At 71.8% G+C, this 16,062-nt stretch carries 12 protein-coding genes; 6 read left to right on the forward strand and 6 right to left on the reverse strand.

The genetic code is table 11. The annotated features are described in order from the left end of the window. Positions 1–51: 51 nt before the first annotated feature. The 5 genes from KUA19_RS02205 to KUA19_RS02225 all read right to left on the reverse strand — a co-directional run bounded on the left by KUA19_RS02205 (position 52) and on the right by KUA19_RS02225 (position 5,595). The gene (locus KUA19_RS02205) at positions 52–1,560 is read right to left on the reverse strand and encodes a S1C family serine protease (RefSeq protein ID WP_217394297.1); all 1,509 of its coding nucleotides are present in this window, start codon (positions 1,558–1,560) and stop codon (positions 52–54) included. Positions 1,561–1,625: 65 nt separating this feature from the next. Continuing rightward, on the reverse strand, positions 1,626–3,107 hold the full coding sequence (locus KUA19_RS02210; protein WP_217394665.1) for a sensor histidine kinase: 1,482 nt from the start codon (positions 3,105–3,107) through the stop codon (positions 1,626–1,628). Positions 3,108–3,229: 122 nt separating this feature from the next. Next, positions 3,230–3,919, reverse strand: coding sequence for a response regulator transcription factor (locus KUA19_RS02215; RefSeq protein WP_217394299.1), 690 nt, complete (start codon positions 3,917–3,919; stop codon positions 3,230–3,232). 89 nt (positions 3,920–4,008) lie between these two features. Beyond that, positions 4,009–4,686, reverse strand: a complete 678-nt coding sequence (locus KUA19_RS02220) for a lysophospholipid acyltransferase family protein (RefSeq protein ID WP_217394301.1) — start codon at positions 4,684–4,686, stop codon at positions 4,009–4,011. A 171-nt stretch (positions 4,687–4,857) separates the two neighbouring features. Next, a complete protein-coding gene (locus KUA19_RS02225; protein ID WP_217394303.1) occupies positions 4,858–5,595 on the reverse strand; it encodes a GNAT family N-acetyltransferase in 738 nt (245 codons plus the stop codon). 91 nt (positions 5,596–5,686) lie between these two features. Between KUA19_RS02225 and KUA19_RS02230 the strand changes: the two genes are divergently transcribed. The 6 genes from KUA19_RS02230 to KUA19_RS02255 all read left to right on the forward strand — a co-directional run bounded on the left by KUA19_RS02230 (position 5,687) and on the right by KUA19_RS02255 (position 15,320). Then, the gene (locus tag KUA19_RS02230) at positions 5,687–6,352 is read left to right on the forward strand and encodes a hotdog fold domain-containing protein (RefSeq protein WP_217394666.1); all 666 of its coding nucleotides are present in this window, start codon (positions 5,687–5,689) and stop codon (positions 6,350–6,352) included. Between the two features lie 157 nt (positions 6,353–6,509). Then, entirely contained in the window at positions 6,510–10,217 is a 3,708-nt protein-coding gene (locus KUA19_RS02235; RefSeq protein WP_372451747.1) for a multifunctional oxoglutarate decarboxylase/oxoglutarate dehydrogenase thiamine pyrophosphate-binding subunit/dihydrolipoyllysine-residue succinyltransferase subunit, read from the forward strand. Between the two features lie 102 nt (positions 10,218–10,319). Continuing rightward, positions 10,320–10,496 carry a DUF6104 family protein gene (locus KUA19_RS02240; RefSeq protein WP_217394307.1) on the forward strand — a complete coding sequence of 59 codons (177 nt, stop codon included), beginning with the start codon at positions 10,320–10,322 and terminating at the stop codon, positions 10,494–10,496. A 115-nt stretch (positions 10,497–10,611) separates the two neighbouring features. Continuing rightward, complete coding sequence (locus tag KUA19_RS02245; protein ID WP_217394309.1) at positions 10,612–12,048, forward strand: glycosyltransferase family protein; 1,437 nt, start codon at positions 10,612–10,614, stop codon at positions 12,046–12,048. 99 nt (positions 12,049–12,147) lie between these two features. After that, positions 12,148–14,223 (forward strand): phosphate acetyltransferase, encoded by a 2,076-nt coding sequence (pta, locus tag KUA19_RS02250; protein ID WP_217394667.1) that lies wholly within the window; start codon positions 12,148–12,150, stop codon positions 14,221–14,223. Beyond that, a complete protein-coding gene (locus KUA19_RS02255) occupies positions 14,220–15,320 on the forward strand; it encodes an acetate/propionate family kinase (RefSeq protein ID WP_217394311.1) in 1,101 nt (366 codons plus the stop codon). The genes pta and KUA19_RS02255 overlap by 4 nt, the downstream gene beginning before the upstream one ends. Before the next feature lie 78 nt (positions 15,321–15,398). Here the strand turns inward: KUA19_RS02255 and KUA19_RS02260 are convergent, their stop codons facing one another. Continuing rightward, positions 15,399–15,860: a LysM peptidoglycan-binding domain-containing protein gene (locus KUA19_RS02260; RefSeq protein ID WP_217394312.1), complete on the reverse strand. Its 462-nt coding sequence runs from the start codon at positions 15,858–15,860 to the stop codon at positions 15,399–15,401. Between the last annotated feature and the right edge of the window lie 202 nt (positions 15,861–16,062).

The following is a 16,062-nucleotide window of genomic DNA, read 5'->3' on the forward strand; positions in this document are numbered from 1 at the left end:
TGCCCGCCCGCCGTCCCTGTGGGGAGGAGGCACAGGTCTTGTGCGCTGCTGTTAGGACGCTTCGCCCAGCGTCACCGTTGCCGTCTTCGCCTCACCGTTTCGGGTGAACTCGACGGTCACCTGCTGGCCGACGGTGCCCGATTGGACGGCGGACACCAGATCGTCCGAGTCGTTGATGATGCGACCGGCGAACTTGTTGATGATGTCGCCCTTCTGCAGACCCGCCTTCGCCGCCGGGCTGTTCTCCGTCACCGCGCCGACCGACGCGCCGCCGGTGTCGGCCGCGGTCACCGACACACCCAGGTACGGGTGGCTCACCGGCTTGCCGTTCATGATCTGCTCGGCCACGGACTTGGCCTTGTTGCTCGGGATCGCGAAGCCGACGCCGATGTTGCCGTCGCCGGTGCCGTTGGTGGCGATGGCGGTGTTGATGCCGACGATCTCGCCCTTGGTGTTGACCAGGGCGCCACCCGAGTTACCCGGGTTGATCGGCGCGTCGGTCTGCAGCAGGCCCGACAGCGAGGTGCCGCGGTTCTCGCCGACCGAGATGGTGCGGTCGCGGGCGCTGATGATGCCCGCGGTGACCGACCCCTGCAGGCCGAGCGGACTGCCGATGGCCAGCACCGTGTCGCCGACGGCGACCTGGTCGCTGTTGCCGAAGGTGGCGAACTTCAGCCCCTTGGCGTCGGCCTTGACCACGCCCAGGTCGGTGCGCGGGTCGGTGCCGACGATGGTGGCCTTGACCTTCTTGCCGTCGGCCAGGGTGACCGTGACCTCGCGTCCGGACGCACCGGCCACCACGTGGTTGTTGGTGACGATGTAGCCGTCCTCGGTGAGCACGATGCCCGAGCCCTCGCCGGAGCCGGTGGCGATGTTGACCACGCTGGGCGACAGCGCGGCGGCCACGGCCGCCAGGGAGCCGCGGTCGATGACCGGCGCGGCGGCCGTGGAGCCGGTGGACACCGTGACCTTGCCGTCGTCGGCGTACCGGGTGGCGATGACGGCTCCGGCGATGCCCGAGCCGACGGCGAGCACCACCGCGGCGACCGAACCGATCGCGATCTTGGCGATGGTGCCGCCGATGCCGCTGCCCTTCTGCTGCTGCTGGCTGCCGGGCGGGTTCCAGGTGGCGCCCGCCGGGGCGCCGTACGCCTGCTGGGCCGAATAGCCGCCGGTCGGGTAACCGCCCGCCTGCGGATAGCCGCCCACCTGCGGGTACCCCGGGTAGCCGCCGGTCGGGTAGCCGGGCGCGCCCTGGTACTGCGGGTGGCCCGGCTGGCCGGCCGCGTGCTGCGGCACATGACCGGGCACCGCGGGGACGGCGGGCTGCTGGGCGGTGGGCTGGTCCCCGGCCGGGCTCGACCCGGGCTGTCCCGCCTCGGGCCCGGCCGGTGCGGCCGACACCGGGGAGGAAGAGGTGTCGGACGGCTGTGACCACGCCGCCGGAGCGGGATCGTGGGCGGCCTGCGGGGCCGCGCCCTCAGCCGGGTCCGGATGCGCTGCTTGGTTGCCCTCGGCCGGAGGCTGCGCACCGTACGGGGGCTTGTCGATCTCGCTCATGGTCTTAGTCTTCCCTGTGTCGCTGCGTTCGTTCTGGGATCGGTCTGGAACTTTTCTGTGAGTCGTCAGCGCTCCGCGTTGGCCGCGAGCGGGCCCTGCTCCTGATCATCGGCCTCATCGACGAAGTCAACGAGCGGCAACCGCACCCGGAACACCGCGCCCTTGCCCGGCTCGCTGTCGACCTCGACCGTGCCGTGGTGCGCCGCCACCAGCGCGGCGACGATGGCCAGCCCCAGGCCGGTGCTCACCTGCCCGTCGGCGCGCCGGGTCCGCGCCGCGTCGGCCCGGTAGAACCGCTCGAAGACCCGCTCCCGCTGGTCTTCGTTCAGGCCGGGGCCCTCGTCGGCCACCTCGATCACAGCCTGCTCCCCGTCGCGGCGCAGCCGCAACTCGACCGGCGTGCCGGGTGGCGTGTGGGCCAGGGCGTTACCGGTGAGGTTGCCGAGCACCTGGCGCAGCCGGGCGTCGTCGCCGAGCACCACCAGCTCGCCCGAGTCCGGGGCGACGACGAGCCCGATCTGACGGTTGGGGGCGATCGCCCGCGCGCCCTGCACCGCCTCGACCGCGAGCACCCGCAACTCCACCGGGGTGGGGCGCAGTGGGCGCTCCTGGTCCATCCGGGCCAGCAGCAGCAGGTCCTCCACAAGCAGGCCCATCCGGCGGGCCTCGTCCTCGATCCGCTTGACCAGCGCCGCCGTCTCCTCCGGCGCCCGCGCCGCGCCCTGCCGGTACAGCTCGGCGAAGCCGCGGATGGTGGTCAGCGGCGTACGCAGTTCGTGCGAGGCGTCGGCGACGAACCGGCGCATCTTCTCCTCCGAGCGCCGCGCCCGGTTCTCCGACACCTGCGCGGCCACGGCCGCGTCGCGGGCGGCGGACTCGGCCGCGCGGGCCGAGGTCTCCGAGGCGGCGCGGGCGGTGAACGCGGTCTCGATCTGGGCCAGCATCACGTTGAGCGACCGCGCCAGTGAGCCGACCTCGGTCCGCGCCAGCGGGGCGCCCTCTTCCGGGTCCGGCACGCGCTGGGTGAGGTCACCGCTCGCGATCGCCCCGGCGGTCTTCTCGATCGCGGTAAGCGGGCCGAGACTGCGGCGGACCAGCTCAGTGCCGATCATCGCGGCGAGGATGAGCACGGCGGCACCGCCGTAGATGTTGATCCACAGCAGCTGTGCCAACGCGAGTTCGAGGGTGCCGGTCTGCTCAGCCACTACAAATATCGCGTTGCTGTTTGGGAGCACGTCGACGCGCAGCCGCCAGGTGGGCGCGCCGTCGGCTGCCTTGACCGTCATGAACTGCCCCACCTTGCTCCGCAGGTCCTCGGGAGCGGGAGGCAGCGCCGGCAGGTCCTGATCCACCAGCGACACCGGCCGGATGTAGCCCCAGGGCTGCTGGATGGGCTCCCGGAAGGTCGCCTTGGGCGCCGCGACGATGAACTCGCTGGGCAGCACGATCGTCGTCTCCACCGACCTGTTGGTCGGGATCGACTGCTGGACCTGGGTGACCGCGCTGTCCAGGTCGGCGTCCATCTTGTCGGTCAGGTAGCGGCGCATCGCGACGTGGCTGGCCACGCCGATGAGCACGATCGCCAGCACCAGCAGCAGCAGGGTCTGCGCCACCAGCCGCACCCGAAGCGGCTGGTACGTGCGCCACCGCGTGAGCAGCGTGGGCACCTTCACGACGTGGGCTTGCGCAGCACGTATCCCACCCCGCGCAGCGTCTGGATCAGGCGCGGCGAGACGTTGTCGATCTTGCGGCGCAGGTACGAGATGTACGACTCGACGATGTTGTCGTCGCCCCGGAAGTCGTAGTTCCACACGTGGTCGAGGATCTGCGCCTTGGACAGCACCCGGTTCGGGTTCAGCATCAGGTATCGCAGCAGCTTGAACTCGGTCGGCGACAGCTGCACCAGGTTTCCGGCGCGGCGCACCTCGTGCGTCTCCTCGTCGAGTTCCAGGTCGGCGAAGACGAGCTTGGGCGACTCGGTGTCCTCGCCGTTGGTGCGGCGCAGCACCGCCCGGATGCGGGCGGTCAGCTCCTCCAGGCTGAACGGCTTGGTGACGTAGTCGTCGCCGCCCAGGGTGAGTCCGCGGATCTTGTCGTCGGTGGCGTCGCGGGCGGTCAGGAACACCACCGGCACCCGGCCGCGGTCGGCGCGCAGCTGCTTGATCACTTCGAAGCCGTCCAGGTCGGGCAGCATCACATCGAGCACGACCAGGTCAGGTCGCATCTTCGCGGCCGCGTCGAGGGCGGTCGCGCCGTCGCCGACCGCCTTGACGTCGAACCCCGCGAACCGAAGGCTCGCGGACAGCAACTCCAGGATGTTGGGGTCGTCCTCGACCACCAGCAGGTTCGCCTCCGGCATGACCCCATCGTGCGCCCCGACCCTCTCCCTCCGCTGTGCAATCCCTGAACAGTTCCTGAGAACCGTGTCACGGTTCAGGCGGGCACAGCTCAGGCGCGGCCGAGCACGTAGGCGAGGTGGCGCCGGGAGAAAACCGCGGGCTGGGGCTGGGCCGTGGTGACGGTGACCCGCAACGACCGGGCGGCGAGCACCCGGCGCAGCGATTCGACGAGGGTGTCCTCGCCGATGAACGAGGCGGCGGGGTGGGTGTAGCTCAGGGTGAACGGCTGCACCGCGGCACCGGCGTCCAGGGCCGCCTGGAAGAAGGCGCTGCGCCAGCGAACCTGGTGTGGGCCGCAGGTGGTCGTACCCTCCGGAAAGACCTGGACCGTGTCGCCCGCCCGCAGCGCGGCGGCGGCCTCGGCCACGGTCAGCGGCAGCCGTCGCGGTCGGGCCCGGTCCACGAAGATCGTCCGCTGACGGCGGGCGATCCGGCCGATCACCGGCCAGGCACCGACCTCGGACTTGGCCACCATGCGCAGCCTGCGCGCCCGCCCACTCAGGGCCAGCGCCACCACGATGTCGAGCCAGGAGACGTGGTTGCCCACCAGCAGCGCGCCCACGGCGATGGGCGGGCCCTGCACCCGCAGCCGCACCCCCAGCGCGCGCAGCAGGGCGCGGGCCAGCAGGTCGGCCCGCCAGGGCAGCAGCACCCCGACCAGCAGCACCGCCGTCGCGGCCGCCGCCCGCGCCGCCTGGCGGAGCAGACCGGCGCGGGCCGGCGGCACACTTCGACACCGCGGCCCGCAGGCCGAGGTGGGCCGCCACAGGTCGTCAAGATCTTGCGGGGGTACGGTCCGAGCCCGGCCCGAGAACTGGGGACCGGCCGGGCTCACCAGTGAAACCGACATGTCGACGCTCTTTACTGCCTGTGCCAGGCTCCGCCTAGGCTTTCCCGCTCACGCGAGAAAGTGCTTCATGTACCGCGGGTCGACCCGGTCCACGCCCAGCAGGACGTAGAAGTCGGCCACGCCGAACGCCGGGTCGTAGGCGGGCTCGCCCGCCACCCAGGCGCCCAGCCGCAGGTAACCGCGCAGCAGCGACGGGGCCGCGGCGGCGGTCGCGGGCTTGTCCACCGGCTGCGGGGTCCACGGCAGCAGCGGGCGCACCCGCAGCTGCGGCGGGGCCAGGTGCTTGCGGGACACGTAGTCCCACACCTGCGAGGCCTGGACGCCGCCGTCGGCCAGCGACACCGACGCGCAGCCGCTGAGCCAGCGGAAGCCCATCCGGTCCAGGTACTTGGCGATGCCCGCCCACATCAGGTTGATCACGGCACCGGTGCGGTGGTCGGGGTGCACGCACGAGCGGCCCGCCTCGACCAGCTGATCGCGCAGCACCAGCAGCGAGGTCAGGTCGAACTCGCTGTCGCCGTAGCGGCGCCCCAGCCAGATCGCCCGCTGCGGCGGCAGCAGCCGGTACGTCCCGACGACCTCGCCGGTGCGGTCCTCGCGCACCACCAGGTGGTCGCAGTAGGCGTCGAACTCGTCGACGTCGAGCCCGCTCGGGTCGAGCTGGGCACCCATCTCCTCGGCGAATACGCGGTAGCGCAGCCGCTGGGCCGCCTCCACCGTCGCCGCGTCTCCCGCGATCAGCGCGGAGTAGCCCGTAGGGGCCGCGGTCAGCAACATCTGGGTCATGTGCACTGTGTAGAAGCGCTGGATAAAGCCTGTACCCGCGATGGGTGACCAGCACGTGAAGAGTGAAAGGCTGTAAGGCATGACCGAGCACATCGTGATCGACGCCGATCGCACCGGGCCGCCCGCCACGGGTAACGGCGGCTGGACCAGCGGACTCGTGGCCGGGACGGTGGACCCGGGCGCCGGGACGGTCGAGGTGACGTTGCGGCAGCCGCCACCGGTCGGCGTGCCGCTGGCGGTGACCGCCGAAGGCGATGGCTGGGCGGTACGCGACCCGGGCGGGCAGTTGGTCGCGACGGCGGCGGCGCGTACCGCCGAGATCGAGCCGGTGCCACCGGTGAGCCGTACCGAGGCGCTCGCCGCGAGCGGCCGCTACCCCGGCCACGTCAGGCACCCCTTCCCCACCTGCTACGTCTGCGGCCCGCAGCGGGCCGACGGCCTGCGGATCTTCCCCGGCCCGCTGCCGGACGGGCGCACCGCGGCGACGTTCACGGTGCCGCCGGAGGTCACCGTGCCGGTGCTGTGGGCGGCGCTGGACTGCCCCGGCGGCTGGACGGTCCTCTCCGCCGAGCAGCCGTACGTGCTGGGCCGCATCGCGGCGGTGATCGACGCGATGCCGGCGCCCGACGACGAGTGCGTCGTGGTGGGGAGCCTGGTGCGGCGGGAGGGGCGCAAGGCGCTGGTGCGGACCGCGCTCTACGGCCCGGACGGCGGCCTGCTCGCCCGCGCCGAGGCCACCTGGATCGCGGTGGCGTAGCACACATCCAGCCACCCACCCCCCGGATTCCACCTGTCGGGACTGTGTCATGCGACACGGACGCCTGCCGCCCGTGCTCGGGCGTACGGGGGCGCGTAGCCTGGGACGCGGTTTTCTGAGTACTCGTTAAAGACATGCGGAAGAGGCGAAAGTACCCGTGTCGACCCAGCAGAGCTCGGGCGCCGGCCCAAGCGGCCGCTCAGTGCAGGACAACCCGCTCGCGAGCTTCGGCCCGAACGAGTGGATCGTGGAGGAGATGTACCAGCGGTACCTCGCCGATCCCACCAGCGTCGATCCCGCCTGGCACGACTTCTTCGCCGACTACAAGCCGGCCGACAGCGCGGCACCCGCCACCGCGAAGCCCAAGGCCGCGCCCGTACAGGCCGCCGCCGCGCCCGCGCAGCCCGCCGCCCCGGCCACCCAGCCCGCCGCCACCGCGGCCCCCGCGCCGGTGCAGGCCAAGCCGGTCGAGAAGGCCGCCGCGCCGAAGGTCGCCGCCCCGGCCGAGCCCGCCGGCACCACGGTGGTGCCGCTGCGCGGCATCGCCGCCAAGATCGTCGAGAACATGGACGCCTCGCTCGAGGTGCCGACCGCGACCAGCGTGCGCGCCGTCCCGGCCAAGCTGCTGTCGGACAACCGCATCGTGGTCAACAACCACCTGCAGCGAGGTCGCGGCGGGAAGGTCAGCTTCACCCACCTGATCGGGTACGCCCTGGTCCGGGCGCTGGCCCTGCACCCGGAAATGAACAACCACTTCGGCCAGAACAACGGCAAGCCCGCGATGATCGTGCCCGCGCACGTGAACCTGGGCATCGCCATCGACCTGGCCAAGCCCGACGGTTCGCGCACGCTCGTGGTGCCGTCGATCAAGGCGTGCGAGACGATGGACTTCCGCCAGTTCTGGCAGGCGTACGAGGACGTGGTCCGGCGCGCCCGCAAGAACGAGCTGACCATGGACGACTACAGCGGGACCACCATCTCGCTGACCAACCCGGGCGGCATCGGCACGGTGCACTCGATCCCGCGCCTGATGCAGGGCCAGAGCGCCATCATCGGCGTCGGCGCGATGGAGTACCCGGCGCCGTTCTCCGGCATGAGCGACGCCCAGCTGGCCGACATGGCCGTCAGCAAGATCATCTCGCTGACCAGCACCTATGACCACCGGGTCATCCAGGGCGCCCAGTCCGGCGAGTTCCTGAAGGTCATGCACGAGCTGCTGCTCGGCGAGCACGGCTTCTACGACGAGATCTTCACCGCGCTGCGCATCCCGTACGAGCCGGTCCGCTGGATCCGCGACATCGCGCACACCTCCGAGGGCCAGATCGACAAGGCCGCGCGGGTCATCGAGCTGATCCACTCCTACCGGGTCCGCGGCCACCTGATGGCCGACACCGACCCGCTGGAGTTCCACATCCGCAAGCACCCGGACCTCGACGTCCGCGAGCACGGGCTGACCCTGTGGGACCTGGACCGGTCGTTCCCGGTCGGCGGCTTCGCCGGCAAGGACACCATGAAGCTGCGCGACATCCTGGGCGTGCTGCGTGACTCCTACTGCCGCCGCGTCGGCGTGGAGTACATGCACATCACCGACCCGGAGGAGCGCATCTGGATCCAGCGGCGGGTGGAGCAGAAGTACACCAAGCCCACCCCCGAGGAGCAGAAGCACGTGCTGGGCCGCCTCAACGCCGCCGAGGCGTTCGAGACGTTCCTGCAGACCAAGTACGTCGGCCAGAAGCGGTTCTCGCTGGAGGGCGGCGAGTCGCTGATCCCGCTGCTGGACGAGGTGCTCCAGGCCTCCTCCGAGGGCGGCCTGGACGAGGTCGTCATCGGCATGGCCCACCGCGGCCGGCTGAACGTGCTCGCCAACATCGTCGGCAAGCCGTACGAGAAGATCTTCGGCGAGTTCGAGGGCCACCTGGACCCGAAGACCGCGCAGGGCTCCGGCGACGTCAAGTACCACCTGGGCATGACCGGCAAGTTCACCAGCCCCGACGGCGCCTTCACGACCACCGTGTCGCTGGCGGCCAATCCGTCGCACCTGGAGGCGGTCGACCCGGTGCTGGAGGGCATCGTCCGGGCCAAGCAGGACCGGCTCGACCTGGGCCTGCACGGCTACACCGTGCTGCCGCTGCTGGTGCACGGCGACGCGGCCTTCGCGGGCCAGGGTGTCGTGGCCGAGACGCTGAACCTGTCGCAGCTGCGCGGCTACCGCACCGGCGGCACCGTGCACGTGGTCGTCAACAACCAGGTCGGCTTCACCACCGCCCCGGAGTACAGCCGCTCGTCGCTGTACAGCACCGACGTCGCCCGGATGATCCAGGCGCCGATCTTCCACGTCAACGGCGACGACCCCGAGTCGGTGGTCCGCGTCGCCCGCCTGGCCTTCGACTACCGCCAGGAGTTCAACAAGGACGTGGTGATCGACCTGGTCTGCTACCGCCGCCGCGGGCACAACGAGGGCGACGACCCGTCGATGACCAACCCGCTGATGTACCAGATCATCGACACCAAGCGTTCGGTGCGCAAGCTGTACACCGAGGAGCTGATCGGCCGGGGCGACATCACCGTCGACCAGGCCGAGGAGGCGCTGCGCGACTACCAGACGCAGCTGGAGACGGTCTTCAAGGCCACCCGCGACGCCGTCGCCGGGGTGTCCAGTCGGCTGACCCGCGCCCGCGAGGTGCTGCCCGAGCCGACCGTGGCCACCGCGGTCCCGGCCGACCTGGTCCGGCGCATCGGCGAGGCGCACACCTCGCTGCCGGAGGGCTTCACCCCGCACAAGCGCATCCAGCAGCTGCTGGAGAAGCGCGCCAAGATGGCGGTCGAAGGCGAGATCGACTGGGGCTTCGGCGAGATCCTGGCCTTCGGCACGCTGCTGGCGCAGGGCGTGACCGTGCGCCTGTCCGGCCAGGACAGCCGCCGCGGCACGTTCGTGCAGCGCCACGCCGCGATCGTGGACGCGCTGACCGGCGGCGACTACCTGCCGGCCGGCGCCGTGGCCGCCGACGACGCCCGTTTCCACGTGCAGGACTCGCTGCTGAGCGAGTACGCCGCGATGGGCTTCGAGTACGGCTACTCGGTCGAGAACCCCAGCGCGCTGGTGCTGTGGGAGGCGCAGTTCGGCGACTTCGTCAACGGCGCCCAGTCGGTGATCGACGAGTTCATCAGCTCCGGCGAGGTCAAGTGGGGCCAGCAGTCCAGCGTGGTCGTGCTGCTGCCGCACGGGCACGAGGGCCAGGGCCCGGACCACACCTCCGGCCGTCCCGAGCGCTGGCTGCAGCTGGCCGCCGAGGACAACATGCGCATCGCGATCCCGTCGACGCCCGCCAGCCACTTCCACCTGCTGCGCCGCCAGGCCCTGTCGCCCAAGCGCAAGCCGCTGGTGGTGTTCACGCCCAAGTCGCTGCTGCGCCACCGCCTCGCGGTGTCGTCGGTGGCCGACTTCACCACCGGCACCTTCCAGCCGGTGCTGGGTGAGACGGCGCAGCTGGACGCGGCGCAGGTCAAGCGGGTGCTGTTCTGCTCCGGCAAGGTCTACTACGACCTGGTCCAGGCCCGGCAGGAGCGTGGCATCACCGACACCGCGATCATCCGGTTGGAGCAGCTCTACCCGCTGCCGATCGAGGAGGTCAAGGCGGAGCTGGCCAAGTACCCGGCGGCCGAGGACTTCTGCTGGGTGCAGGAGGAGCCGGCCAACCAGGGTGCCTGGTCGTTCGTGGCGCTGAACCTGCTGGAGCACCTGGACGGGGTGCGCATGCGCCGCATCTCCCGCCCGTCGGCGGCCGCCCCGGCCGTGGGCTCCACCAAGCTGCACGACGTCGAGCAGGCCGCCCTGCTGGAAGCGGCCCTGCCGCGCCCGGCCTGACCGGCCGACCCTTTAGGCGATGATCGCCGTTTCGGGTCACCGGACGCGGTTGCACCGCGTCCGGTGACCCGGAGCGGCGATCTCCATATCCGGAGGCACAGGATGTACTTCACCGATCGCGGGATCGAGGAGCTGGTCGAGCGGCGCGGCGACGAGCAGGTCACGCTGGAGTGGCTGGCCGAGCGGCTGCGCGACTTCATCGACCTCAACCCGGAGTTCGAGATCCCGGTCGAGCGCTTCGCCACCTGGCTCGCCCGCCTGGACGAGGACGAGGAGTGAGCCAGGTCGGCCGTCTTCGACCAGCTGGGACGGTCTGACGGCTAAGGTGGACGCAGCGGCGTCCGCAGCCCCCGCGCCTACGGGTTCGGCGCCGTGATCTGCGCTGGACCACACCATGCCGAACAGTGCGAACGCCCGTGCGAACGACCTCGGCACCGTGGCGGCGACCGCGCCGCGGGCAGGACGCTCGCACCCCTTGAGGCTGTGGCCGGTGCTGCTGATGGCGGCCGTGGCGGCGGTGCTGACCGGGTTCCTGGCGTACAGCGCGGCGCGGGTGCGCATTCCGTTCGGAGTTTTCCCGCACCCGCCGCTGTACGGCCTCTGGCACCCGGAACTGTCCCGCCCGGCCCTGCTCATGATCCCGGCCGGGCTGCTGCTGATCGGCGTGGCCGTGCTGGTCACCACGGTGCGGCTGCCCACCTGGGCGGCACTGGCCGTGGTGATCGCGGCGGGGGTGGTCGCCGCCGCGGCGACGGCTCTGATCCGGGGCGATCCGAGCCACCTGGTCCGGGGCCTGGCCACGGGATCGGTGGAGCACCGCTACTACTACCCCGCCGACCAGCACTTCGTACGTGAGCTGGGCATCCGGGGGTTCGTGGCGCAGCAGCCGCAACTGGTGCCGCGATTCAGGTCGTACAACTCCAGGACCCATCCGGCCGGGATCCACCTGCTGCTGAACGGGCTGTTCCAGGGGCTGGGGCCGCATCCGGTGCGCATCGCGACGGCGCTGGCGACCATGGGCATGGCGGCCGCGGCGGGCGCCTGGGCGATGGGGCGCACGCTGGGCGGGGAGCGGGCGGGCCGCATCGCGGCGGTGCTGTTCGTCGCCGCGCCCGGCCCACTGATGCTGGCATACACGATCATGGACGCGGTCTACGCCACCGCCATGTCGACGGCGGCCGCGCTGCTGATGGTCGCGATCCACCGACGCTCGGCCCCGCTCGCGGCGGCGGGCGGAGTGGTGCTCGGCTTGAGCACGCTGCTGACGTACGCCACGGTGTTCCTGGTCCTGGGCACGGTCGTGGCCGTGCTGGTCCAGGTCCGGGGCCTGCGGGCGATGGCCCGCCTGCTCGGGGCGGCGGCGCTGGGCGGCGCGGCCGTGCTCGTGGCCGCCTGGGTCACGCTCGGCTTCGACCTGCTCGCGCAGTACCACGCCGCGCCGCTGTCGAGGCGGCACTGGACGCCGTACTGGATCGCGGGGGCGCCCGGGGCCTGGCTCGTCTACGCGGGCCTGCCCATCGCGACGCTGGGAGTGCTGGGGCTGGTGCGCCGGTTCCCGCCCGCCCGCGCGGCGGTCCTGCCCGCCGCCGTCGTCCTGATCATGGTGGTCTGGGCGGGACTGCCCGGCTCGATCACTCGGCTGCGGCCCGGCGAGGTGGAGCGGACCTGGGCGTTCCTGTATCCGATGCTCGCCGCGACCGCGGGGGTGGTGGTGGCCGGCTGGACCCGGGCCGCCTCGCGCCGGGCCGCCGCCCTGGTCGTCGCCGGGCTGGTCGCGGTGTCCCTGCTGCAGACCACTGCGATCCAGGCGCTGTGGGACAATTTCCTGTGATCCGGCTCGTCGGATCGCGCCATGCTGGGGGCCCGTGGACGCGGCACCGTCGCCGCCGACCGGGCCGCCTGCCGTCGTAGGGTGGGTGCGGAGGTCGTCATGGCTCGTGGCGTGTACGTGACCGGCGTGGGCGCCGGTGGGGGCAAGTCGGCGGTGGCGCTGGGCCTGGCGGAGGTGCTCAGCCGCCGGGTGCGCCGGTTGGGGGTGTTCCGCCCGCTCACCCGCGAGGGCGACTCCGCCGACCCGGTGGTGGCGCTGCTGCGCAGCCGCTACAGCACCGCGGGCGCGGCCGGGCCGAGCTACCAGCACGCCTCGGCGCTGCTGGGCGCGCACCGGATGGACGACCTCGTCGGCGAGATCCTGGAGCACTACCACCAGCTCGAACGCGCCTGCGACGCGGTGATCGTGGTGGGCACGGACTTCGGCCGTACCCTCGGCGAGGGCCCGGATGAGCCCGCCCTGCCCGATGAGCTGGGCCTGAACCTGCGGATCGCGGGTGAGCTGGGCGCCTCGGTGCTGCCGGTGGTCAACGGGCACGGCCACGACGCGACCGAGCTGACCGACGCGGTCCGGGCCGCCTACTACGCCTGCAACGACCTGCCGGTGCTGGCCGTGGTCGCCAACCGGGTGCCGGAGTCGGTGCTGCCGCTGCCGCCGGTCGGCCTGTCCGTTCCCGTGTACGCGATTCCGCAGCTGCCCGCCATCGCCGCCCCGACCATGGCCGAGGTGGCCGCCGCGCTGCACGCGGTGCCGGTGCACGGGGCGACCCCGGGCGCGTTGGCCCGGGACGTGGTCAGCGCCGTGGTGGGCGCCGCCTCGGTGCCCACCTTCCTGGATCACCTGCGCGACAACTGCCTGGTGGTGACCCCCGGCGACCGTCCGGACCTGATCGTGGCGACGTTCGCGGCGCACCTGGGCGGGCAGGCGGCCGTCGCCGGACTGCTGCTGACGCTGGGCATCGAACCCGACCCGCGCGTGGTCGCGCTGGTCAGCCGGTTCCGGGTGGAGCTGCCGATCTTCACGGTGCCGTCGGACAGCTACGACACGGTCGCCGCGCTGACCGGCCTGGAGGGCCGTCTGCGCGCCGACAACCAGCGCAAGGTCGACGCGGCGCTGGGCCTGTTCGAGTCGCACGTGGACACGGCCGAGCTGGCCGGGCGGCTGGACCTGTCCCGGCCGGACCGGGTCACCCCGCTGATGTTCGAGTACGAACTGATCGAACGCGCCCGCGCCGACCGCCGCCACGTGGTGCTGCCCGAGGGCCTCGAGGAGCGCATCCTGCGCGCCGCCGAGGCGCTGACCCGGCGCGGCGTGTGCGACCTGACCCTGCTCGGCCCGGTCGACCAGATCGAGCAGAAGGTCCGCGAGCTCGGCCTCGACCTGGGGGACGCGCGCCTGGTCAACCCGGCCGACTCCCGCTGGCGCAACGAGTTCGCCCTGGAGTACGCGCGCATGCGCGCCCACAAGGGCATGACCCGCGACATCGCGTACGACCTGATGACGAACGTGAACTACTTCGGCACCATGATGGTCCACACCGGACGGGCCGACGCGATGGTCTCCGGCGCGGTGCACCCGACCGCCGACACCATCCGCCCCGCCTTCGAGATCATCAAGACCCAGCCGAGCGTCTCGGTCGCCTCCAGCGTCTTCTTCATGTGCCTGGCCGACCACGTGCTGGTCTACGGCGACTGCGCGATCAACCCCGACCCCACCCCGGAGCAGCTGGCCGACATCGCGGTCTCGTCGGCGGAGACCGCGGCCCGGTTCGGGGTCGAGCCCCGGGTGGCGATGCTGTCCTACTCGACCGGCGGCTCCGGCACCGGCGCCGAGGTGGACAAGGTGGCGCTGGCGACCAAGCTGGTCCGCGAGCGCCGCCCGGACCTGCCGGTCGAGGGCCCGATCCAGTACGACGCCGCCGTCGACCCCAGCGTCGCGGCGACCAAGCTGCCCGGCAGCGAGGTGGCCGGTCGGGCCACGGTGCTGATCTTCCCGGACCTGAACACGGGCAACAACACGTACAAGGCGGTGCAGCGCTCGGCCGGGGCGGTGGCGGTCGGCCCGGTGATGCAGGGCCTGCGCAAGCCGGTGAACGACCTGTCCCGAGGGGCGACGGTGCGCGACATCATCTCGACGGTCGCCATCACCGCGATCCAGTCCCAGGTGGCCTCGTGAAGATCCTGGTGCTCAACTGCGGCTCCGCCTCGGTGAAGTGGGGCCTGTTCGCCGACGGCGTCTCCGTCGACGGCGGCCTGATCGACCGGGTCACCAACCACGCGCAGGCGCTGCGCGAGCTGATGTTCGAGTTCGATCCCAGCGGCCTGGACGCGGTGGGTCATCGGGTGGTACACGGTGGGCTGCGTTTCACCACGCCGACGCTGCTGGACGACCACGTGGTGGAGGCGGTCACCAAGCTGGTGCCGCTGGCTCCGCTGCACAATCCGCTCAACCTGCTCGGCATCCAGCTGATGCGGCAGCAGCTGCCGGACGTGCCGCAGGTGGCGGTGTTCGACACCGCCTTCCACCGCACTCTCGGCCCGGCGCAGGCCACGTACGCCATCGACATCGAGGTGGCGCAGGAGAACGGGATCGCCCGCTACGGCTTCCACGGCACCTCCCACGCGTACGTGTCCCGGCGTACGGCGGCGCTGCTCGGCAAGGATCCGGCCGACGCCAACGTGATCACGCTGCACCTGGGCAACGGCGCCAGCGCGTGTGCGGTGCGCGGCGGTCTGAGCGTGGCCACCAGCATGGGCCTGTCGCCGCTGGAGGGCCTGGTGATGGGCACCCGCAGCGGCGACATCGACCCGGCCGTCGTGTTCCACCTGCACCGGCACGCCGGGATGGGTTTCGACGCGATCGAGGACCTGCTCAACCAGCGCAGTGGGCTCAAGGGGCTGTGCGGCGACAACGACATGCGTGAGGTGCTGCGCCGCCGCGCCGAGGGCGACGAGCGGGCCGCGCTGGCGTTCGACGTGTACTGCGCCCGGGTGACGGAGTATGTCGGGGCGTACTACGCGCTGCTGGGGCGGGTGGACGCGGTCACCTTCACCGCCGGGGTCGGCGAGAACGCCGCGCCGGTGCGGGCCGCGGTGCTGGCCGGATTGGAGCGGATGGGCATCACGGTGGACCCGGCCCACAACGAGGCGTCCGACCGCGGTGAGCGGCTGATCTCCCCGGACGGGTCCGAGGTGGCCGTCTGCGTCGTCCCGACCGACGAGGAGTGCGAGATCGCCACTCAGACCTCGGACCTGCTCACGCGTACGCAGTAAAGGCGGCGGGCCGTCAATCGGCCCGCCGCCGTGTTTCCGGTAAAGCCGCGCGGCATCAGTCCGGGATCTCTCGTGGCATCAGTCCGGGATCTTGAGCACCCAGCCGATGTCGATCTGGTTCGGGTTGGCGATGTTGTTCGCCTTCGCGATCTTCATGTACTGCCGTCCGTCGCCGTAGTAGTTCGCGGCGATGTCCCACAGCGTGTCGCCCGCCTTGACCCGGTAGGTGCGCTCCTCCGCCTGCGGCTTGGCCTTCGTCGCGGCAGCGGCGGGCTTGGCGGCCGGCGCGGCAGGCTTCGCGGCCGGTGGGGCGGGCTTCGGTGCCGCCGCCGGAGTCGTGGGCGCGGCCGGTGCCTGGGGCGCGGCCGCGGCCGGCGGCGGTGCGGGCGCGGCGGCCGGGGGCGGAGGTGGCGTCTGCGCGGCCGGTGTCGGCGGCGCCTCCTCCTTCTTCTTCTTGCCCCACTTGAACGGGTTCATGAAGCCCGCGGCCTCGCTCTCGAGCTTCTCCAGCCCGCTGTCCTTCTCCTGCTCCTGCGACATTCGAAGTCCCCTCGTACTCAGGCTCGTCAAGCCGTACGAGCCTCACCTTAGCCGCGACCCTTCCGATATGTCGGGCTTCACCGGATACAGGGCGCGCGCGTGAGCGGGGTGGTAGGTGCAGTTTCGGGGAAAGTGCACGAATGTCGAGCAAGATTTGGGGACAATACACCCAACAGGGCGAAAGAGCGGCCCCCACCGGGGG

This window comes from Catellatospora tritici (genome assembly GCF_019083965.1).
GTDB classification, from domain to species: Bacteria; Actinomycetota; Actinomycetes; order Mycobacteriales; family Micromonosporaceae; genus Catellatospora; species Catellatospora tritici.